This window comes from Pirellulales bacterium, assembly GCA_019694435.1.
Lineage (GTDB): Bacteria > Planctomycetota > Planctomycetia > Pirellulales > JAEUIK01 > JAIBBZ01.
On the sequence record JAIBBZ010000031.1, the window covers coordinates 47,941 to 67,497 of the forward strand.

Sequence of the window (19,557 nt, forward strand, 5' to 3'; positions counted from 1 at the left end):
TGCCGTCTGCGGCCGGTTCGTTGACACTCGGTTTCCAGCGCCTCTAGAATCCCGCGCAACTACGCATCGTCACGTCTCTTGCGCGAAGGATTCTCGCCATGGCTCAGCCGTCCGCCGCTCAACTCGAAAACGTCATGCGGGAAGACCGCGTGTTTCCCCCGCCGGCGGCGTTCTCGGCCGCGGCCCGCATCGGCAGCATGGCAGATTACGAAGCCCTGTGGCGCGAGGCCGATGCCGATCCCGAGCGCTTCTGGGCCGAGGCCGCGAAGGAACTGCACTGGTTCAAGCCGTTCACAAAAACGCTCGAGTGGAAGGAACCTTTCGCCCATTGGTTTGTCGGCGGCTTGACGAACATCTCCTACAACTGTCTCGACGCCCATCTGAATTCGCCGCGCCGCAACCAGGCGGCCTTTATCTGGGAGGGCGAGCCGGGCGAGCAGCGCGTGCTGACGTATCAGATGCTGCACCGCGAGGTCTGCAAGTTCGCCAACGTGCTCAAGGGCATGGGCATTCGCCGGGGCGACGTGGTGTCGATCTACATGCCGCTGGTGCCCGAGCTGGCGATCGCCATGCTGGCCTGCGCGCGGATCGGCGCGGTGCATTCGGTGATCTTCGGCGGTTTCTCCAGCGAGGCGATTGCCGAGCGCAACAACGACGCGTCGGCCAAGCTGCAGATCACGGCCGACGCCGGGTGGCGCCGCGGCAAGCAATTGGCGCTCAAGGAAACGGTCGACGCGGCGCTGGAAAAATCGCCGACCGTGCAGAAGTGCATCGTCTTCGGCCGGTTGGGAATCGACGTGCCAATGCGCGCCGGGCGCGATCACTGGTGGGAAGACCTGATGCGCGACGCCTCGCCGGAATGCCCCGCGGAGCCGGTCGACAGCGAAAACCCGCTGTTCATCCTCTACACCAGCGGCTCGACCGGCAAACCCAAGGGCATCAAGCACACCACGGCCGGCTACAACCTCTACACCAAGAAGACGTTCGAGTGGGTGTTCGATCATCGCGAGAGCGACGTCTACTGGTGCACGGCCGACATCGGCTGGATCACCGGGCACAGCTACGTGGTCTATGGCCCGTTGGCGGCCGGTGCGACGGTGCTGATGTACGAAGGCGCCCCCAACTGGCCCGACGAGGGGCGCTTTTGGGAGCTGATTGAAAAATACCGCGTGAGCATCTTCTACACTGCGCCGACGGCCATTCGCTCGTTCATGAAGTGGGGCGACCGCTGGGTCGAAAAGCACGACCTGTCGAGCCTGCGGCTGCTGGGTACGGTGGGCGAAGGGATCAATCCCGAGGCCTGGATGTGGTATCACCACAAGATCGGCGGCGGCCGCTGCCCGATCGTCGACACCTGGTGGCAGACCGAAACGGGCGGGATCATGATGAGCCCCCTGCCCGGCGCCACGCCGACCAAGCCGGGCAGTTGCACGCGCCCCTTGCCGGGCATCAAGCCGGCGATCGTCGACGAGAGCGGCAAGGCCGTGCCGCAAGGTGCCGGCGGCTGGCTCGTCGTCACGCGCCCCTGGCCGGGCATGCTGCGGGGTATCTGGGGCGACGATGCCCGGTACAAGGACCAGTACTGGTCGAAGGTGCCGCGCAACTATCTCTGCGGCGACAATGCGCGGCAGGATGACGACGGCTACTACTGGATCATGGGCCGGATCGACGACGTGATCAACGTCGCCGGCCACCGCTTGAGCACGATCGAGATCGAGAGTGCGCTGGTGAGTCATCCGCTCGTGGCCGAGGCCGCGGCCATCGGCCGGCCCGACGAGATCAAAGGGCAAGCCGTGAGCGTGTTCGTCACCTTGCGCAGCGGCGATGCCGGCGACGCGCTGCGTGACGAGCTCAAGGCGCACGTCCGCAAAGAGATCGGCGCCTTGGCCGTGCCGGACGAAGTGCGGTTCACCACGGCCCTGCCCAAGACGCGCAGCGGCAAGATCATGCGGCGCTTGCTGCGCGACATCGCCAGCGGCAAGGAAACCACCGGCGACACGACGACGCTCGAGGACTACACCGTGCTGGCGAAACTACGCGAAGAGGAGTAATCCCCGTTTCGCCCAACCTAACGCCTTTCCTAAGTCTTATGTGTTGGCAGTCAGCAGCGCTGGCGCCATCCATCCTTCCGGAAACAGCCCATCATTCCGGGAACAGCTTCGTCGACAGATAACGCTCGCCGAGGTCGGGCAGAACCACGACCACCAGCTTGCCGGCGTTCTCCGGGCGACGGGCGACTTGCAAGGCGGCCCAGGCGGCGGCCCCGCAACTAATGCCACACATGAAGCCCTCGAGCTTGGCCAATTGCCGGGCCGTTTCCAGGGCGTCGTCGTCGACCACCTGTACAACCTCGTCGATCACGTTCAGGTTGAGCACGTCGGGAATGAATCCGGCGCCGATGCCCTGGATCGTATGGCGGCCCGGCTTCAGCGTTTCGCCGGCACGCTTCTGGGTGATCACGGGGCTGTTGGCCGGCTCGACCGCGACGATCTGCACGCCCGGCTTGCGGGCCTTGAGCACTTCGCCCACGCCGGTGATCGTGCCGCCGGTGCCGACGCCGGCGACGAAGATGTCGATCTTGCCCTCGGTGTCGCGCCAGATTTCCTCAACCGTGGTGCGGCGATGCACCTCGGGATTGGCCGGGTTCTTGAACTGCTGCGGCATGAAGTAGCTCTTGTTCTGGGCCACGAGCTCCTCGGCCTTGCGCACTGCGCCGGGCATCCCCTCGGCCGCCGGAGTGAGCACCAGCTCGGCGCCCAGCGCCTTGAGCAGCCGCCGCCGCTCGAGGCTCATGCTCTCGGGCATCGTGGCCATGAAGCGATAGCCCCGCGCCGCACAGACATAGGCCAGTCCGATGCCCGTGTTGCCGCTGGTGGGCTCGATGATGACCGTGTCGGCCTTGATCAGCCCGTCGCGTTCGGCGGCGTCGATCATGGCCCGGGCAATGCGGTCTTTGACGCTCCACAGCGGGTTGAAGTTTTCGAGCTTGGCGGCGACGGTTGCCACGCAGCCTTCGGCCGAACGCCGCAGCCGCACCAGCGGCGTCCCGCCGATGCATTGGGTGATGTCGTCGTGAATGCCGGCGGCAACCGAGTCAGTCGTGGCCATCGTGTTCCTCCTGAATGCGTGCGGACCGCCCGGTGTGGGTGCGTCCGGTCAAATGCTGAAGCGCGCGAAAAGTATAGGGTAGCACGGTAAATTGGGTCAATTCTGCCGGCGGCCGGGGGCGGAAGTGCATGGCATGCGACGGCGGCCACTGGCGGCACCGCTTCGGGCGCAATCGCGCTCAATCGGCGCGATTCATGCCCGCTAGGGTGGCGGGAAGCTTGGGCAAGACGACCGCGCGGCCGTCATCGGCGGCGATCCGCTCGAAGCTTTGCCGCGCCTGCCAGTGCGGATGGGCCGTGACCTCGGCAAAACGCAGCACCGGTTCGCAGCAGGCGTCGGCGGCCGCGAACACCTGTTCCCAATCGGCCCGAGTCTTCGTGGCGAAGATTTCGGCCAGCCGGGCGGAAACCCTGGGGGCCTCGCGCGAAGGCAAGTGGGGGACATCGGCCAGGTCGGGCGCATCGATGGCCGCCAACAGCGCGGTCCAGAATTTGGGCTCGAGCGCTCCGACCGTGAACCACTGGTCATCGGCCGTGCGGTATTGTCGGTAACACGGAGCGCCGCCGCTGAGCACTTCGCCGTCGCGCAGCGGGTCGCGTTCGGTGGTCGACGCGACGGCATAGTTCGTACTGAGCAGCGGCAGCAACTGCTCGGACATGCTGACGTCGAGGTGCCGCCCCTGGCCTGTGCGGGTGCGCTCGAACAACGCTGCCACGATGAGCATGGCCGCAGCGTAGGACCCGCCACAGGTGTCGGCCACTTGGATCTCCGGGTTCGCCGGAACGTCGCCGCCCGAGATCGACAACACGCCGGCCAGCGCCTGGTAGTTCAGATCGTGGCCCGCGCGGTCGGCCAAAGGGCCCGTTTGGCCATAGCCCGAGATGCTACAGACGATGATGCCGGGGTTCAGTTCGTGTAGCCGCGGATAACCGATGCCCAGCTTGGAAATCACGCCGGGGCGGAACCCCTCGACGACGACGTCGGCCGTGCGGGCCAACTCGAAGAACCGCTCGCGGTCGGCATCTTGCTTGAGATTGAGCGAGACGATTTGCTTGCCGCGGTTGACGGCCAGATACATCGCCGAGACGCTGCCCGCCTGAGGCGGCCACAGTGCCATATAGTCGCCCGGCGCCGGGGGCTCGATTTTCGTGACCCGTGCGCCCAGGTCACGCAGGATTTGGGTGCACAGGGGCCCCGGCAGCAGCATCGACAAATCGAGGACGTGAATTCCGTCGAGGGCGGGCATCGGCAAGGCTCGAGGTCTGGCGACGGCCGGCCATCACGAAATCGGGCTACGCCTGCTCGACGTCGCGGCCGGGCTCGCCAGCCTATCACCTGCGCGGCGGCGACGAAACTTGCGCCATCCGCACGCTGCGCACATACTTGTGGCACTGCACGCACTCGAGCGTCAATTGCACGTAGGCCAAGGTCGCGCCGTCGAGATTTTTCTTGGCGGCAGCATCGGCCAACTCTTCGGCGACGCGGCGAAACTCGAGGCTGTGCTGCACATACTCCGGAGTTTGCAGAACCTGCCACGACGCGGCCTGACTGATCACGCCCATTTCCTTGGCCCCGCTGGCAATCAGCGAGAAATCCTCGACCGCCAGCCCTTCGAGCACCTGCTGCGATTGGGCCAGCTTTTTGCGCATGAACTCGTTGACCTGCTGATTGGGCTCGCTACGTGCAGGCAGCGCAAAACCCAGCACCACGACGCACAGGCAGGGTATCGCCACGATCAACAATCGTTTCATGGTGCCAACTCCCGTTTGTTCAGGCTGCCCGGCCAGGTACGCCGCAGGTGCCCTAGCCGACGTTCACTTCTTCGTCCGTGGCGTTTACCAGCGCGGCGACAATGTCGAGCGACGTGATCATCCCCAGGGGCCTTCCGCCCGCGTCGAGCACCGGCAGCCGATGGACGTGCGTTGCGCACATCTCGCGCGCGGCTTGCAACAGCGAAGCCTCGGGGGCAATCGTCTGTACCGCGGGGCTCATGTATTCGCTCACCACGTCACCCGCGTGCGGCTTGCTCTGCAAGGCGCCACTCGATTGCACGTCGTGCGGCACGCCGGCCAACAATGTCGTGCTCTCTGCGCAGCGATCAGCGTGATACCTGACAAAGTCGAAAGCGCTCAGGATGCCCACGCAGCGACGCTGCTCGTTGACGGCCGGGGCGCCGGTGATCTCGTGAGCCACGAGCGTGCGCGCCGCCTCGGCCAGGCAGGCGCTGGCCTCGACCTCGACCACCGCGCGCGACATCGCGTCCTGGACCTGCAGCTCTTGCAGGCGTTCAATCAAGTACGTCATCGTGTACTCTCCCCCCAATGCCCGATGACCCTGCCGCGAATGCTCAGGTTGTCTTGGCGGGCTCAGGCTTGGGCTGCTTGAAGGTCAGCACCGGACAGGTTGCCCGACGCACGATGGCCTCGGCGACACTCCCCATCAACAGTCGTCCCAGGCCCGTGCGACCATGCGTTGCCATCACGATCATTTCGACGTGTTCGGCATCTGCCAGCTCGACGATCTCGGTGGCCGGCTCGCCCACGATCAGGCGATGCTCGTAAGGCACCCCGGGATCGGTCGGCACGATGGCTTGCAGCATCTTCTTGAGCGCAGCCGTGTCGGGCTCGGGAATGCCGTAGTAAAGTTCGCCGCCGCCGTAGGCCATCGGTGGCTCTTCGACATGCACGATGAGCAGGGTTGCCCCGGTGCTCTTGGCCAATGCCGTCGCATGCGCAAGCGCCGCGTCACTGGCGTGCGAAAGGTCGGTCGGAAAGAGGATTTTTTTGGTTCCCATGATTGGCGCCTTTCGTGTGGAGGGGGCTGCTCCCGCTGGAAAGCACCTCCGAAACACAAATCGAGCAATTCAAATGCCAAGCGACACGCTTCGCACGGCATTGACGAGATCACCGAAAAATCGGGAGCCATCCAGCAGATCGATATTCGTGCGGCACTCTTCCGGTAGCATAAGGTGTGCGGATTGGCACGCAAGTGTGCCCACTTGGTAAGCTCAGTCCGGCAGCCCTTGAGAGCATGGCAAGGCAAGACGCGGGTTTTCCCCGGTAATTGCGCGGCGAGCGCGGCCAGGCCGCCGCAAGCCTTTCGTGGCACAGACGTTGCTAATTCATCCTGAATTGACCACGCCACGCGTTGGGCCGATTCAGGGCGGAAACCGAACGATGCACGATCCGGAACACATCGATTTACTGCTGGTCGACGACGACGCCGAATTTCGTGGCTCGATCGCGCGGAGATTTCTGCGCCGCGGCTACCGGTTGCACGAGGCCTCGGGCGCGGAAGAAGCGCTCGCCTTGGCGCAGCGCCGACAGTTCGACGTCGTCGTGCTCGACATGGTCATGCCCGGCATGTCGGGGATTCAACTGCTCGAGAAACTCAAGGCGGCCAGCGGCGAGTGCGAAATCGTGATGTTGACCGGGCAGGGCACGATCGAGTCGGCCGTCGAGGCGATGAAGCTGGGCGCTTACGACTATCTGACGAAGCCGTTTCCCTTGGCGGATCTCGAGCTCGTCCTGCAAAAGGCCTACGAGCGGCGCCAGTTGAAGAAGGAGAATTCGCAGCTCAAGGCGGTGCTCGCCCGATCGCAGCCGTCGGCCGATATGATCGGTCAATCGCCGGCCATGCTCGAAGTGCTGCGGTTGATCGAGCGCGCCGGGCCGACGGACAAGGCGATTCTGATTCAAGGCGAAAGCGGCACGGGCAAAGAACTCGTCGCCCGGGCGCTGCATCGTGCCAGCAGCCGCGCCGAGCGGCCGATGGTCGTCATCAATTGCGCGGCCTTGCCCGACACGCTGCTGGAAAGCGAGCTGTTTGGCCACGAAAAAGGGGCTTTCACTGGCGCGATCTCAACCAAGCCCGGCCTGTTCGAAGTGGCCGACGGCGGGACCCTCCTGATCGACGAGATCGGCGAGATGAGCGGCGCCGTGCAGGCCAAGTTGCTGCGCGTGCTGGAAGACGGCTCCTTGCGCCGCGTCGGCTCGCTCAAAGAGCAACGGGTCAACGTTCGACTCTTGGCGGCGACCAACCGGAACCTGGCCGAAGAGGTTCGCCAAGGCCGATTCCGCGAAGACCTGTATTACCGGATCAATGTCATGTCGCTAATGTTGCCTCCGCTCCGGCAGCGGCAAGGCGATATCCCGGCCTTGGTGCGGCACTTCCTTGGTACTGAATGGCAGATTGAGCCGCAGGCCCTGGCTGCGCTCGAAGCGTATCCTTGGCCTGGCAACGTGCGGCAGCTCATCAACGCGATCGAACGGGCCAAGATCATGGCCGACGATTGTGTGGTGCGCAGCATCGATTTGCCGGCGGAAATCGTCGTCGCGCACGCCCCGGCGGCGGCGTCGGCGTCCAGCAGCACGCTGCCCAGTGCCGCCGCGCCGGGGGATCATCTGGCCGACATTCAACGTGCGCATGTCGTCGAGATCTTGCGCCGCGAGGGTGGCAACAAGGCGCGCGCGGCGCGTGCCCTAGGCATCAACCGGCGGAGCCTGTACCGGCTGCTCGACAAGTACGGCCTGCACTCCGCTGCTCAAGATCAATCCGAATCGACGGTCGAATGAGCGGGGGAAATCCTCCGCACACTTTCGCCCGGGCCACGCGCGCGGGTGACGCTGTGGGGCGGTTCATGCAACGCCTTACGTGTCGGCGCGGCGAACGATTTCGGCTTCGTCCGGCGATCGATGCAGCTCGACGATGAACCGGCTGCCGCGGCCCGGTTCCGACTCGGCCCAGACGCGGCCTCCCTGCGCTTCCACGATGTTCTTCGTGAAGTACAGTCCCAGGCCCGACCCGGGATGTCCGCGGTGCATGGGCAACCGGCGGAACGGCACGAAAATCCGCTCGAGCTCGCTCGTGGGAATGCCGGGGCCGTTATCGCTGATGGTGAATTGACACCGGGTGCCCTCGACCTGCGCGCGAACTTCGATCAACCCCGGCCGCTTGTCAATGAACTTGGCGGCATTTGCGAGCAGGTTGAAGAACGCCTCGCGCAACCGCACCTGATCGCCCCACACGGCAGGTAACGGTCCTTGCACGCGGAGTTCGATGCCTTTCTCCTGTAGCACACCGCGTAGCGGCTCGGCCGCGGCATGGATCAATTCCTCGCCGCGCACTTTGCCGTGGTGTTCCGCGTCGACTTTGCCGACGGTCGACAAGAGCTCGTCGATCAACGTGCTCATGCGAAAGACACCCTGCGAGGCCTTGCGCACCAGCGAACTAGCCTCCTGGGGCATCTGGTCGCCGAATTCGTCGATCGCCTCGTCGCACAGGTTAGCCACGGTTGCCAGCGGCGTTTTCAAGTCGTGCGAAGTCAGTTGTGCGAACTGTCGCAGCTCGGTGTTGGCCCGGAGCAGCATGTCGAGCGCGACCCGCTGATTCCGGGTTGCCTGCAGGAAATATGCGTCGAGGGTCAGCCCGATGTCGAGAAAGATCGCCTTGAGCAGCGGCAGCAGCCAAGGCAGATCGAGTTCGAGGTTCAGTCCCTGCTGCTGCGCGAAATGTCGGAAGCAAATCTGGATGTACTGGTTGTAAGCGCCCAGGAACAGATGCGGTTCGATGCCGACGTCGGCGTGCATCTGGCCGACGCGGCGGCGCTGGCCGGCATAATCTTCATTCCAGCGGGCTTCGAGCAGCGACTCGAAATGCTCTTGCTGCATTTGCTTGAGCCGGGCCAGCCGCTCGGGTTCTCGCAGAAATTTCGCGGTTTCGTCGAAGGCCGTGAGGTGGCTGTAGAACTTCTCGGCAAACTCGGTCATGTAGCCGGCGAACTTCGTGCACAGTTGCCGGATTGCCCGCGCATCGGTCTCGTCGAGCTCCAGGAAACTGAGACGCCGGGCCAGGATGGCGGCGTCGTCCTGGTCCGAACCGCCGGATGGGACGAGTTTCTTCGAGGGATCCTTCATGATCTCGTGGGCCCGCATTGCGCGGGCACCCCAGGCAGCGACACGGGGCAGGTTTCGGCCACACAGTCTAGCCTACCGGGGGCCACTTTGGCCTAGAGCGGTAACTGCGCCACACGCGCGGCGACCGTGCCGCATTCCAGCACTGTCCCGGGCGCATGAGCTTCGCGACGCACAAAGCCTAGACCCACGGCACGTTCGAGTCGCGGCAGATAGGCAGCCGAAGTGACTTGCCCGACTTCCTGGCCTGCGAGCGTCAACGTCGTGCCGGGTGCTGGCGGTTCACGGCTGTCGAACACGACTCCGCAGAGCGTCTTGTTGACGTGGCCCAGGGCGTCGAGCCGGGCAACGGTTTCCTGGCCGATGTAGCACCCCTTGGTGAAACTGATCGTACGATCGTCGCGCGCCACTTCTTGCGGCAGCGTCTTCGCGGTGATGTCGACGCCGTACCAGGGCGATCCGGCGGCGATCCGTTCCGCCTCGATCGCGGCCAGTCCCACCGGTTTCGCTCCTGCGCCGACGAGGTGAGGCCCGATGACTTCAAGATTCTCGCGCGGCGCGATCAAGCTGAACGCGGGCGATCGCACCCAGGCCGTACGGCAAACCCAAACCTCGCGGCCGGCCAAAGCGGTCGCGCGGCAGCTCAGCGGCGTCGCAGGAAGTTCGACACCCTGACGCTGCAAACCGTTCTCGGCCTCGGGCCCGGCCAGGAGCAGTTCACCCCAGTCTTCTGTTCGATCGTTGAGTTCCACACGCTCGCGAATCAGGTAACGGTCGAGATGCGCCACGATCGTCGCCCCCTGATCGGGCACGGTGTCGAGCAAGATCGCCTCTTCGCCCACGTAGACAAACACATGGCCCAGGACACGGCCATGGGCGTCGGTGAGAAAAGCCTCGCAGCCTTCCCCCGCAGCGCGCCGGCGGATCTCGTTCGTGCATAAGTTGTGCAGAAACGTGGCGCGATCGTTGCCCCGGAGCGCTACCCGCGTGCGGCTGCTCAGGTTGGCGATCGCCAGGCCGTCGGACAGGGCCTCGGCCTCGCCGGCAGGGTCGCCCAACGAGAGCAGTTCCGCGTGCCCGTGCAACTCGCCAGGCACGGGAGTCAGACCTGCATACAGCCGGGCCAGAGTTTCGGTGATTTCCATGGCAGTCGCGCCAGACTCAGGGTGGAACAACAGTGCGCCGGCCGATGCCGCCTGTCGATTCCAAGGGGCAGGGAATGATATCGCCGCTAGCAAGCCACGGGCAAGCCGCGGACGTGTTGCCAGCAGACCGAGCTTTACGTGCAGCCGCCGCCGCAGGAATAATGCGAGCTTGCAGGGCGCGGTTGGCGCCACCGCAGTTGGACAACTCTGCAGGGGAAACTGGCCTATGGATGGGCTTATGACGCACCTTCGGCGTCGACTCGACATCGCCGCGCTACTCATGTCTGTTGCGCTGGCAACCGTGGCCGGTTGCGAACCGGCAGAGCCCGAGGCAGCTCGCCAGCCCCATGCCGATGCGGCACCTGGATCGGCCGCCGTAGCGCCCGCCGCGGTAGCTCCGCGCGAGCTGCTGACGCAGCTGGTTTCGGCCTACCGCGGAGCACAAAGCTACGAGGACGCCGGTCAGGGGCGGCTGCGCTACGAAATGGCCGACCAGCGGGTCGACGAGACATTTCCGATGAGCGCCGCCTTCGAGCGGCCCAACAAGCTACGTCTGCAAGCCTACGACGGCATCTTGCTGGTCGACGGTGCCGAATTGCGCGGGACCATCGGCCAACTGCCGGGACAAGTGCTGGCAGCCAAAGCGCCGGCCGAGCTGACGCTCGAATCGGTCTATCAGAACCAGATTCTGGGACGCGCGCTGGGTGCCGATGGATTTGGCATCGCCGGGACTTCGCCGCAACTGACGATGCTGCTGAGCGACTCGTTCTTCGAAGCCATCATGACCGACGCTGCCGAACCGGAACTCGTCCAACCGATCGTGGTGGACGAAGCCACGTGCCACGGAGTGCGGTTGCGGCGGCCTGACGGCGATCTGACGCTTTGGATCGACCCGCAAGGCCCCACGCTGCGACGGATCGAATTTCCGACGGCGGCGCTGGCCAAGCAGATCGCGCCCGATGGCCGGATCGCCAATCTGAGCCTGACGCTCGATTTGAAGAGCGCGCGTTTGAACGGGCCGATCCAGCCGCTGGCGTTCGAGTTCGAGATGCCCGCTGATGCGAAACTCGTCGAGGCCTTCGACCTGCGGCCGCTGCTGCCGAAACCGGCGCCGCCGTCGCCGCTGCTAGGACAGAAGCCGGGCGATCATAGCTGGACCACGCTCGAAGGCACCCCGGTTGCCAGTCAGGACCTGGCCGGAAAAGTCGTAGTGGTCGACTTTTGGGCCACCTGGTGCGGGCCGTGTCTGCAGAGCCTGCCTCGGCTGCAAGAGGTCTACGAAAAGTATGCCGGCAACGAACGAGTGCGCTTCCTGGCGGTCAGCACCGATGTCGCTGAAGTCACGAACGAACAGATCGCGCAAGCGTTTCGCGAGCGCAAGCTCACGATTCCGATCGTCCGCGACCCGAATCTTGCCGCACGCGACGTGTTCCGTGTCGAGGCGATTCCGAACACCTTTGTGCTCGGGCCCGATGGCACCGTGCAAGTCAACGAAGTGGGCGCCAATCCGGCATTTGCCGAGGAACTGGGCGGCTATATCGAGTCGCTGCTGGCCGGGCAGAGCGTGGTCGATCAGGTGCGGCAGAAATACGCCGATCGGCTCGCGGAATTCGACCGTCAGATGAGCCAGCCCGCCGAGGCGCAGGCGCCGTCGACGGTTGAGCCGGCCAAGATCGCCCCAGCCGGCGAACCGGCGAAGCTGCGCCGCGAATCGAGTTGGACACTCGACAAGCTACAGTTTCCGGGCAATTTCCTCGTCGTGCCCGACGCGTCTGGCGCCGCACGGCTCTGGGTGCTCGACGGCGGCAAGTCGGTTGTCGAAATCACGACTGCTGGCGAGTTGGGAGAGAAGCACGAGCTCGGTTTGCCGCAAGGCAGCGACGTGACTTATTTGCGTACCGGCGCCGACCGCGACGGCAAACGCTGGTACGCCGGTTCGGCTCCTGCCCAGCAGCAATGCCATCTGTTCGACGACGGCTGGAACAGGCAGCTCAGCTATCCGGCCGAAGGCGAGCACCCGGGCATCTCCGACCTGCAGTTGGCCGACCTCGATGCCGACGGGCAGTTAGAGCTGTTGATCGCCTACTGGGGCGTCGTCGGCGTGCACAGCGTCACGCTCGATGGCCGGCGCAATTGGGCGAACGCGTCGCTGGAGGACACTTTCTCCCTGGCGCTCTCCGGACCTGATGCCGGCGGCCGACGCGTCGTGCTCTGCGCCAACCGCCGCGGTAGCCTGGTGCCCATCGACGGGATCGGCAACGCCGGGAACGATTTGCTACTGTCGGGGCGATATTTTCGCCTGATCGCTTCGGCCGATCTGACCGGCGACGGGCAGGCGGAGTATTGCGGCGTTTCGCTGGCGACCGACGGCAGCGAACAAGTCGTGGGTTTGACGTCGGGCGGGGAAGAAGCGTGGAGCCATCCGCTGCCGCGGGGAGTGCACGTGCAGCCGGTCGAGATGCTGCAAGCGGGGAATCTGCTCGGCGACGAGACCGGCCAATGGGTCATCGCGTGTCCCGATGGTGCCGTGCTCATCGTCGCGGCAAGTGGCGAACTCATTGACCGCTTCAACTACGGCGAATCGCTCGCCGGTTTGGCCGTGTGGCCGAACCCGGACGGCCCCTTGCTCGTCGTCAGCAGCCGCAATGCAACCGGCGGTAAGCTCGAGGCCCTGCGCCTCTCGCGGCCTTGATCGGCTACGCCCGGGCCTTGCGACCGCGTGAACGTCAACCGTCGAGCAGTTTGACGCCGGCCTCGAGCTCGCAAACCTTGACGACCGCGGCAAAATCGGCCGCGGCATGCCCCAGGTTCATGGCCGTGGTGTATTGTTGCAACGCCACGGCCGCCAAGGGCATGGGCACGTCGAGATGGCGTCCCAACTCCAAGGCCAGGCCGACGTCTTTTCGCATCAGCTCGGTCTTGAAGCCGGGCACGTAATTGTTGGCGAGGACGAATTTGCGCCCGCGCGCCTCGAGCATGGCGGAATTGCCGCTCGAGGCTGCCAGCACGTTGAGCAACTGGTCCAAATCGACGCCCGCGGCCTTGGCCAACACCAGGCCTTCGCCGATCAAGGCCATCGCACTGCCCGCGAGCAGTTGATTAACCAGCTTGACGGTCTGGCCTGCGCCCAAGGGGCCAACGTGGTGGATCGATTTGCCCATCGCGGCGAGGATCGGCTGGGCGCGGGCAAAGTCGTCGGCTTCGCCGCCGACCATGATCGTCAACTCCGCGGCTTCGGCGCCCCAGGGGCCTCCGCTGACCGGCGCGTCGAGCATCTGGATGCCTACCGAGAGAAGCTTGGCACCAACCTCGCGCGTGGTCGCGGGGCTGATGGTGCTCATGTCGAGGTACAGCTTGCCTGGCGAAGCCCCCTCGATGAGCCCACGGTGCCCCAGCGCCACTTCGCGCACTTCGGCGTCGGCCGTGACGATCGAGATCATTACCTCGGCTGCCTGCGCGACTGCCGCCGGGTCGGGCGCAGAGGTTGCGCCGGCGGCGGTGAACTCTTCGATCACCTCGGGCCGCCGCGCGTAGAACACGACCTCGTGCCCGGCCTTGATCAGATGCTTGGCCATGGGCCGGCCCATGGTTCCCAGACCGATAAACCCGACAGTGCTCATCGAACGACCCTCAACGGCTCAACTCTGCGCGACGCGACAAACTTGGGGAATCGCCAGGAACGCGAGATTTTGGGTTAAGTGGCCTGTCCTGGCAAGGCGCGCCGTCGAGCATCTTTCGCCGGGGCGGGTATTTGCTACCCTGATCAACGAACTTTCGACCGTCCGCAGGTAGAAGTCAGCGGAGATACTCAGGATGACTGTCAGCAACGATGCGATGGTGCGCTGGTGCGAAACCCTGTTGGGTGCCGACGGCCAGCCACCTCGCGAACTGGAAGACTACCTCGCGGCGATTCCACGGCTGGCCGCGATCGACAAATTGCCCAGCGGGACGCGCGTGCTCATTCGCGGCGACGTCGACTGCAAGCCGGGCGAGCAGATCGGCGACGGCGATATTCGCCTGCGCTCGATGGTCGAGACGCTCAAGTTCGGCCGCGAGCGCGGCTGGGTGCAGATCATCTTCGGGCACATCGGCCGCAAGCCCGAGGGTACGCTGGCCAAGGTCGCCGCGCGCCTGGCAAAACTGCTCGAGGCGCCGGTCGAACTGATCGGCGACTGGTACGACGAGGCTGCGATGCAGATCTCGCCGGCGTGCGCCGCGCGGCTCAAAGACGCCGCCCCGGGCAGCGTTTGGGTGCTCGACAACACCCGCCGGTACGACGTCGAGCGCGTGCTTTGGAAGGCCAAGCCGGCCGATTTGCCGGGTTTGGCTCCGAAACTGGCGGCGTTTGCCAACCAGCTCGCCGAAAAAGTGGCCAAGTACTACGTCAACGAGGCGCTCTCGGCCGGAAGCCTTGATGCTTCGAGCACGATCGTGCCGGCGGCGATGGAACGCTCGGTGTTGGGAGCCTATGTCGATCGCGAATTCAACGGGCCCATGCTGCGATGCCGTCGCTCGCAGGCAGTCGTATTCAGCGGGTTGAAGACCGACAAGCTCGACGACCTGGAAGCGATGATCAATCGCGGCACCGTGCAGACGGTAATTTCGGCGGGTTCACTGGCGATGGCCTTGAAGAAGGCCGCCGCCAAGCTCGACGGCCAGGATTTTCCGTTAGGTGTGGCCGAGGACCCGGCACATGCCGACAAGCCGTACTACATTCCGCCCGATCGCATCGAACAGGCCCAACGGATGATTGCCGATGGCCGTAAACGGGGCGTGAAGTTCGTGCTCCCCGTCGATTTCGTGCTGGCCGATGGGACGGTGTCCGAGCAGTTGGGACCCGGCGACCAACAATTCGACATCGGCCCGAAGACCAGTGCCGTGTTTGAACAGGCGGTGAGCGATTTGATTGCCCAGAGCAAGTCGCAAATGGCGGCCGGACAGCCGCCGCTGGCTGTGTTTCACAACGGCGTATTCGGCATGTTCGAAGACCCACGCTTCGAGTCGGGGACACGACACTTCATCGGGCAATTGCAGCGCATGCGCGAGGCTGGGCTCGAAGTGTACGTGGGCGGTGGCGAAGGCGGCACGGCGCTGGAAAAATATGGCCAGCCCGATTGGGTGACCCACTGTTTCACCGCTGGCGGCACCGTCTTGAATGCGTTGGGCAATCAGCCGGTGCCTTACCTGCAGGCACTCGCGCTCGCGGCCGCAGGCAAATAACCGGCGCACTGTCGGCCGATCGCGGCGAACCGCCGGCCCGCGCTAGCCGGCAACGCCGGTGCGTATGCGGCGACACAGCTCCGTCAGCTCGCTGAGGGCGCTCTGGATCTCGGTCTCGGGCTTATGTTCCTTGACCGTGCCCTCGAGCCGCGCTGCAAAGGGCGTGAGCTGGTTAAAGCCGTAGCTCCCCGCGGCGCCCTTCATCTGGTGGGCCAGCCGGCCGAGTTCCGTCCAGTTCGCGGCGTCGTATTGCGCCTGCAGGCTGGCGATCCGGTCGGGCATTTCGTCGACGAACATGTCGACCAGTTCGCTCATGTCCGGATCCGCCGCGAGGCTCGAGTAAAAGGCTTCGGGCAGCTCGGTGAACATGGTCATGGCGGGCTGTTCCTTCCTTTGGGGCAGATAAGCTCCCCCGGCTGCTCCACGATCGATAGGGAGCCGCCCGGATGAAAAAGCATAGTTCGCATTTATGGCGCTGAATTGCCGAGACATTCAGCAGAAAACGGCTGGATTTTCTGTGTTTCTGCGGCGGGGCAATTGCGCGGTCTAGCGCGGTCGTGGCGCTTGCCCTGCCCGGCGCGAAGTGAGTTCGCGGCGGGGCTTCGAGGCACGGCCTGCGGATTGACGTAGCGTTTCGGCAGCACGGACCCATCCCGCCTCGAGAACTGCCCGCCATGCCCTCCCAAACTCGGACCGTATTGCACGTCGACGATGATCCGGCGTTGACGCGCGTGATTGCGAAAAAGCTGGAGAAGCGCGGCTTCCAAGTCGTGCAGCTCAACGACCCGACCAAGGCGATCGAGGAGTTGATGCGCACCCAGGTGCGCGTCGTGATCAGCGACATTGACATGCCGCAGCTCAACGGTCTCGATTTGTTGAAGCAGATCAAGGCCTTCGACGGCGGCGTGCAGGTGCTGATGCTGACTGGCCTGGTCACGATGACCAGCGTGCTCCAATCGCTCCGCTGGGGTGCCGAAGCCTGCGTTTTCAAGCCGATCGCCGACGTCGATCCGCTCGTCGCAGCGCTCGACGACGCATTTCGCAAGCTCGATCGCTGGTGGCATGCCTTGGAAGAGTTGTCGCACCGCAAGCGCAGCGAACAGCAGGTGGCGACATCGGCGCATTAATGCGAGTGCGGCGAACCGCAACGCGCCCTGGGACGGTCTTTCCCGTAGTCTTGCCGAGTATGAACCGTGACCGACGCAACGATTGAATCGCGGGAGCTGATCGAGGACTTCGCCAACGAGGCCTTGGACTCGCTGCTCGGACTACCGGCCCAATTGACGGCTTTTCGGCAAGACGCCACGTGCGGCGACCCGATCAATGCCGTGTTTCGCGCCGTCCATTCGATCAAAGGCAACGCCGGGTTCTTCGGCTTTGCGGTCATCAAGTCGTTCGCGCACACGCTCGAAAACACCCTCGATCGCATCCGTCAGCTCGAACTCGGGCTGACCGAAGAGCTGGAACGGGCCGTCGTCGAGTCGTTCGACGAGCTGGCCGAATTGATCGGCTCGGTCTTGGAAAATCGCTTGCCGGACGAGCCGCCGCCGCGCTGTGAGGAACTCCTGGCACGGATCGCCGAGTTGGCCGTGGCCTCGCCCGTGGCCGCAGGCGCGACGCCCGAGGAACAATTGCTGCACGACTTGACCCGGCTGGCAAACGAAGCCCGGCAGGCGGCCGGCGGCTCGGCGTGGGGCGACCGTCTGGACCACGTGGTGCGCGACTACCGTGCTGCCATCGGCCAGGAAGAGACCGTGGCTGCACCGGTCGTGGACGACGGCGAATCGCCGCGTGCCCTGATGGAACTGCCTTGGACGATCGCCGGCGAAGACTTGTCGGCCGGAGTGCGGTCGGTTTGCGAGCTGTTCGTCGCTTTCGATGAGCAACGCTATAGCGATCAAGTCAGCAACGATTTCATCACCGCGGCCGGCGAACTGGCCAACTGGGCCGCGGCACATCAGGCGCCGGAACTGGCCACCGCCTTGCAGCACGCGGTCGTCGACTATCGCAAGATTCTCGATAGTCCGCTCGATGTCGACGCGCTATTACTGTCGGTGATCTGGGACCAGATTCGGCCAGAGCTCATCGCGTTCCGCCGGCGGTTTGTGTCCGATGCCGCCCCCACCGCGGCGCAAGCCGCGCCCGCGAGCGCGGCTCCCGTGGCGCCCATCCCGGCGGGCGAAGCCGCCGCGACCGACAAGAAGAGCGCCTCCGACGCCGGAAAATCGCGGCTCATTCGCGTCAAGGAAGAGCGGCTCGATGAGTTCCTCAAGCACGTCTCGAGCCTGTTCATCACCGGCGAGCTCTTCAAGGATTTGCACGCCCGGCTAGGCACGGCGATCGAAGATGGCGAGCAGAAGCACCTGTCGAGCCTTACCGACGAGCTGCGCCAGATCAATCAATCGTTTGCCGTCCAGGCCAGCTCGTTGCAGGAAAGCCTGGTCTCGCTGCGGATGGTGCCGGTGGGCACGTTGTTCGCGAAATTCCCACGCATGGCCCGTACGCTGGCACAGCAGTTGGGCAAGAAGGTGGACATTCACCTGTCGGGCGAAGAGGTCGAGATCGACAAGAGCTTGATCGAAGACCTCGACGCCCCGCTCACGCACATGATCCGCAACGTGATGGACCACGCCATCGAGGCGCCCGACGCACGCCTGGCCCGGGGCGCGGCGGAAGTGGGCAACCTGTGGCTACGCGCGGAAAAGACACGCACGCACATTCGCGTCTACGTGCAGGACGACGGTCGCGGTATCGACCCGCGCAAGCTGCGTTCCAAGGCCGTGGAGAAGGGTATGCTGACCCAGGCGCAGGCCGAGGCCCTCAGCGACGACGAAGCGATCCGGCTGATCTTTGACGCCGGATTCTCCACTGCGGAAAAACTCACCGAAGTTTCGGGTCGCGGCGTGGGGATGGACGTCGTGCGGACCAAGATTCTGGAGCACAACGGCGATATCCAGGTGGAATCGACCGTGAACGTGGGCACGACGTTCCGGATCGACATTCCGCAGCGTGAAGCGGTGCTCGTGATCGACGGCTTGATGGTCCGCGAGGCCGAGCAAAACTTCGTTGTACCGTTCGAGCACATCCTCGAGATATCCGAGTTGCAGGCTGAGAATATCAAGCCGGTACACGGCTCGCGCGTGGCCATTGTGCGCAATACCACGCACCCCGCCGTCCGGCTGGGAGACGTGCTCAACCTCGATCTCAGCGAGGCGGAAACCAGCGAACCGCGCCAAGGCATCGTCGTCGGCTGCAAACACGGGACCCTGTGCCTGCTCGCCGATCGACTGTTGGGGCACCGGCAGGTCGTCGTGAACAGCCTGGGTGAGGTGCTGCCGGGTCTCGAACGGATCGCCGGCGTCGCGCAGCTTGGCGGCGGACGGATGGCGCTGGTCCTGGCGATTCCCGAGATCGTGCGCAGCCAACATCGGCAACGCGTTTAGGGATCGCCGAGCGTCAGCGTTACCAACCGCGCAGACCTGATTTTCAGCGCGGCGGCGGCCCTTCGATCGACAAACTCGCGCCAAAGGGTCGCCCCAACCGGTGCAGCCGGCGCCTGTGGTGCGATGCGTTTACCACGCATCATCCTCGCTAGCGGAAATAGCTAGCTGTCTTTTCAAGACTGCCCAAGCGTCAGATCGATAGCTGACCCTGGCGGTAGAGCGCCCCCAGTTTAACCAGTTTTCCGCTTTTCCGTTTTCAGGAGCCCTCCCCATGAAGAGTCGTGTGTTGTCCCTTGGTCTGATGGCGGCCGCGTTCTGTATCGCGACCAGCGCCAGCAATGCTCAGGCTTTCGAGATGCTCGATCGCCTGATGGGCTGGGGCGGTCACGGCTGCTGCGCGTCGTGCTGCGAGCCGACCTGCTGCGCCGCTGAGCCGACCTGCTGCGCCCCGGCCTGCGAGCCGACCTGCTGCGCCGCTCCTTCGTGCTGCGACGATTGCTGCCACAAGTGCTGCAAGGTCAAGCGCTGCCGTCGTCATCGCTGCTGCCGTCCGAAGTGCTGCAAGGTGAGCTGCTGCGAGCCGACCTGCTGCGCCGCTGAAGCGACCTGCTGCGCCGCTGAGCCGACCTGCTGCGCCCCGGCCTGCGAGCCGACCTGCTGCGCCGCTCCTTCGTGCTGCGACGATTGCTGCCACAAGTGCTGCAAGGTCAAGCGCTGCCGTCGTCATCG

General features: G+C 64.7%; 17 protein-coding genes. 6 read left to right on the forward strand and 11 right to left on the reverse strand.

The window, feature by feature from the left end; translation table 11 throughout:
- The first annotated feature begins 98 nt into the window (after positions 1-98).
- Positions 99-2,051 carry an acetate--CoA ligase gene (gene acs, locus K1X74_18800; GenBank protein ID MBX7168392.1) on the forward strand — a complete coding sequence of 651 codons (1,953 nt, stop codon included), beginning with the start codon at positions 99-101 and terminating at the stop codon, positions 2,049-2,051.
- Between the two features lie 91 nt (positions 2,052-2,142).
- Here acs and cysK read toward each other — a convergent pair whose 3' ends face one another.
- The 5 genes from cysK to K1X74_18825 all read right to left on the reverse strand — a co-directional run bounded on the left by cysK (position 2,143) and on the right by K1X74_18825 (position 5,902).
- Positions 2,143-3,108, reverse strand: coding sequence for a cysteine synthase A (gene cysK, locus K1X74_18805; GenBank protein MBX7168393.1), 966 nt, complete (start codon positions 3,106-3,108; stop codon positions 2,143-2,145).
- 178 nt (positions 3,109-3,286) lie between these two features.
- A complete protein-coding gene (locus K1X74_18810) occupies positions 3,287-4,354 on the reverse strand; it encodes a CoA transferase (GenBank protein ID MBX7168394.1) in 1,068 nt (355 codons plus the stop codon).
- An 85-nt stretch (positions 4,355-4,439) separates the two neighbouring features.
- Positions 4,440-4,859, reverse strand: coding sequence for a hypothetical protein (locus K1X74_18815; GenBank protein ID MBX7168395.1), 420 nt, complete (start codon positions 4,857-4,859; stop codon positions 4,440-4,442).
- 52 nt (positions 4,860-4,911) lie between these two features.
- The gene (locus K1X74_18820) at positions 4,912-5,412 is read right to left on the reverse strand and encodes a CBS domain-containing protein (GenBank protein ID MBX7168396.1); all 501 of its coding nucleotides are present in this window, start codon (positions 5,410-5,412) and stop codon (positions 4,912-4,914) included.
- Between the two features lie 43 nt (positions 5,413-5,455).
- Positions 5,456-5,902 carry a universal stress protein gene (locus K1X74_18825; protein ID MBX7168397.1) on the reverse strand — a complete coding sequence of 149 codons (447 nt, stop codon included), beginning with the start codon at positions 5,900-5,902 and terminating at the stop codon, positions 5,456-5,458.
- Between the two features lie 382 nt (positions 5,903-6,284).
- Between K1X74_18825 and K1X74_18830 the strand changes: the two genes are divergently transcribed.
- The gene (locus K1X74_18830; GenBank protein MBX7168398.1) at positions 6,285-7,682 is read left to right on the forward strand and encodes a sigma-54 dependent transcriptional regulator; all 1,398 of its coding nucleotides are present in this window, start codon (positions 6,285-6,287) and stop codon (positions 7,680-7,682) included.
- 75 nt (positions 7,683-7,757) lie between these two features.
- Here K1X74_18830 and K1X74_18835 read toward each other — a convergent pair whose 3' ends face one another.
- Both K1X74_18835 and K1X74_18840 read right to left on the reverse strand, forming a co-directional pair.
- Entirely contained in the window at positions 7,758-9,023 is a 1,266-nt protein-coding gene (locus tag K1X74_18835; protein ID MBX7168399.1) for a hypothetical protein, read from the reverse strand.
- A gap of 92 nt (positions 9,024-9,115) precedes the next feature.
- A complete protein-coding gene (locus K1X74_18840) occupies positions 9,116-10,165 on the reverse strand; it encodes a hypothetical protein (GenBank protein MBX7168400.1) in 1,050 nt (349 codons plus the stop codon).
- A gap of 238 nt (positions 10,166-10,403) precedes the next feature.
- On the opposite strand from K1X74_18840, the gene K1X74_18845 reads away from it, so the two are divergent.
- The gene (locus tag K1X74_18845; protein ID MBX7168401.1) at positions 10,404-12,857 is read left to right on the forward strand and encodes a redoxin domain-containing protein; all 2,454 of its coding nucleotides are present in this window, start codon (positions 10,404-10,406) and stop codon (positions 12,855-12,857) included.
- Between the two features lie 34 nt (positions 12,858-12,891).
- On the opposite strand, the gene K1X74_18850 is transcribed toward K1X74_18845, so the two are convergent.
- Entirely contained in the window at positions 12,892-13,785 is an 894-nt protein-coding gene (locus tag K1X74_18850; protein ID MBX7168402.1) for an NAD(P)-dependent oxidoreductase, read from the reverse strand.
- 193 nt (positions 13,786-13,978) lie between these two features.
- Between K1X74_18850 and pgk the strand changes: the two genes are divergently transcribed.
- Positions 13,979-15,385, forward strand: a complete 1,407-nt coding sequence (pgk, locus tag K1X74_18855) for a phosphoglycerate kinase (protein ID MBX7168403.1) — start codon at positions 13,979-13,981, stop codon at positions 15,383-15,385.
- A 42-nt stretch (positions 15,386-15,427) separates the two neighbouring features.
- Here pgk and K1X74_18860 read toward each other — a convergent pair whose 3' ends face one another.
- Positions 15,428-15,760, reverse strand: coding sequence for an Hpt domain-containing protein (locus K1X74_18860; GenBank protein ID MBX7168404.1), 333 nt, complete (start codon positions 15,758-15,760; stop codon positions 15,428-15,430).
- A gap of 299 nt (positions 15,761-16,059) precedes the next feature.
- On the opposite strand from K1X74_18860, the gene K1X74_18865 reads away from it, so the two are divergent.
- Together K1X74_18865 and K1X74_18870 are read left to right on the forward strand one after the other, a co-directional pair.
- Positions 16,060-16,512 carry a response regulator gene (locus tag K1X74_18865; GenBank protein MBX7168405.1) on the forward strand — a complete coding sequence of 151 codons (453 nt, stop codon included), beginning with the start codon at positions 16,060-16,062 and terminating at the stop codon, positions 16,510-16,512.
- A 66-nt stretch (positions 16,513-16,578) separates the two neighbouring features.
- On the forward strand, positions 16,579-18,828 hold the full coding sequence (locus K1X74_18870; GenBank protein MBX7168406.1) for a chemotaxis protein CheA: 2,250 nt from the start codon (positions 16,579-16,581) through the stop codon (positions 18,826-18,828).
- Positions 18,829-19,212: 384 nt separating this feature from the next.
- Here K1X74_18870 and K1X74_18875 read toward each other — a convergent pair whose 3' ends face one another.
- Positions 19,213-19,350 carry a hypothetical protein gene (locus K1X74_18875; protein ID MBX7168407.1) on the reverse strand — a complete coding sequence of 46 codons (138 nt, stop codon included), beginning with the start codon at positions 19,348-19,350 and terminating at the stop codon, positions 19,213-19,215.
- Positions 19,351-19,362: 12 nt separating this feature from the next.
- Positions 19,363-19,539: a hypothetical protein gene (locus tag K1X74_18880; protein MBX7168408.1), complete on the reverse strand. Its 177-nt coding sequence runs from the start codon at positions 19,537-19,539 to the stop codon at positions 19,363-19,365.
- Positions 19,540-19,557: the final 18 nt, after the last annotated feature.

What these genes read in the sequence shown, in the direction of transcription:
- K1X74_18865 (MBX7168405.1), top strand. Translation starts at nt 16,060, where the DNA reads ATGCCCTCCCAAACTCGGACCGTATTGCACGTCGACGATGATCCGGCG.
- K1X74_18840 (MBX7168400.1), bottom strand. Translation starts at nt 10,165, where the DNA reads ATGGAAATCACCGAAACTCTGGCCCGGCTGTATGCAGGTCTGACTCCC.
- K1X74_18825 (MBX7168397.1), bottom strand. Translation starts at nt 5,902, where the DNA reads ATGGGAACCAAAAAAATCCTCTTTCCGACCGACCTTTCGCACGCCAGT.
- pgk (MBX7168403.1), top strand. Translation starts at nt 13,979, where the DNA reads ATGACTGTCAGCAACGATGCGATGGTGCGCTGGTGCGAAACCCTGTTG.
- K1X74_18835 (MBX7168399.1), bottom strand. Translation starts at nt 9,023, where the DNA reads ATGAAGGATCCCTCGAAGAAACTCGTCCCATCCGGCGGTTCGGACCAG.
- K1X74_18820 (MBX7168396.1), bottom strand. Translation starts at nt 5,412, where the DNA reads ATGACGTACTTGATTGAACGCCTGCAAGAGCTGCAGGTCCAGGACGCG.
- K1X74_18850 (MBX7168402.1), bottom strand. Translation starts at nt 13,785, where the DNA reads ATGAGCACTGTCGGGTTTATCGGTCTGGGAACCATGGGCCGGCCCATG.
- K1X74_18830 (MBX7168398.1), top strand. Translation starts at nt 6,285, where the DNA reads ATGCACGATCCGGAACACATCGATTTACTGCTGGTCGACGACGACGCC.
- K1X74_18815 (MBX7168395.1), bottom strand. Translation starts at nt 4,859, where the DNA reads ATGAAACGATTGTTGATCGTGGCGATACCCTGCCTGTGCGTCGTGGTG.
- K1X74_18810 (MBX7168394.1), bottom strand. Translation starts at nt 4,354, where the DNA reads ATGCCCGCCCTCGACGGAATTCACGTCCTCGATTTGTCGATGCTGCTG.
- K1X74_18860 (MBX7168404.1), bottom strand. Translation starts at nt 15,760, where the DNA reads ATGACCATGTTCACCGAGCTGCCCGAAGCCTTTTACTCGAGCCTCGCG.
- cysK (MBX7168393.1), bottom strand. Translation starts at nt 3,108, where the DNA reads ATGGCCACGACTGACTCGGTTGCCGCCGGCATTCACGACGACATCACC.
- K1X74_18845 (MBX7168401.1), top strand. Translation starts at nt 10,404, where the DNA reads ATGACGCACCTTCGGCGTCGACTCGACATCGCCGCGCTACTCATGTCT.
- acs (MBX7168392.1), top strand. Translation starts at nt 99, where the DNA reads ATGGCTCAGCCGTCCGCCGCTCAACTCGAAAACGTCATGCGGGAAGAC.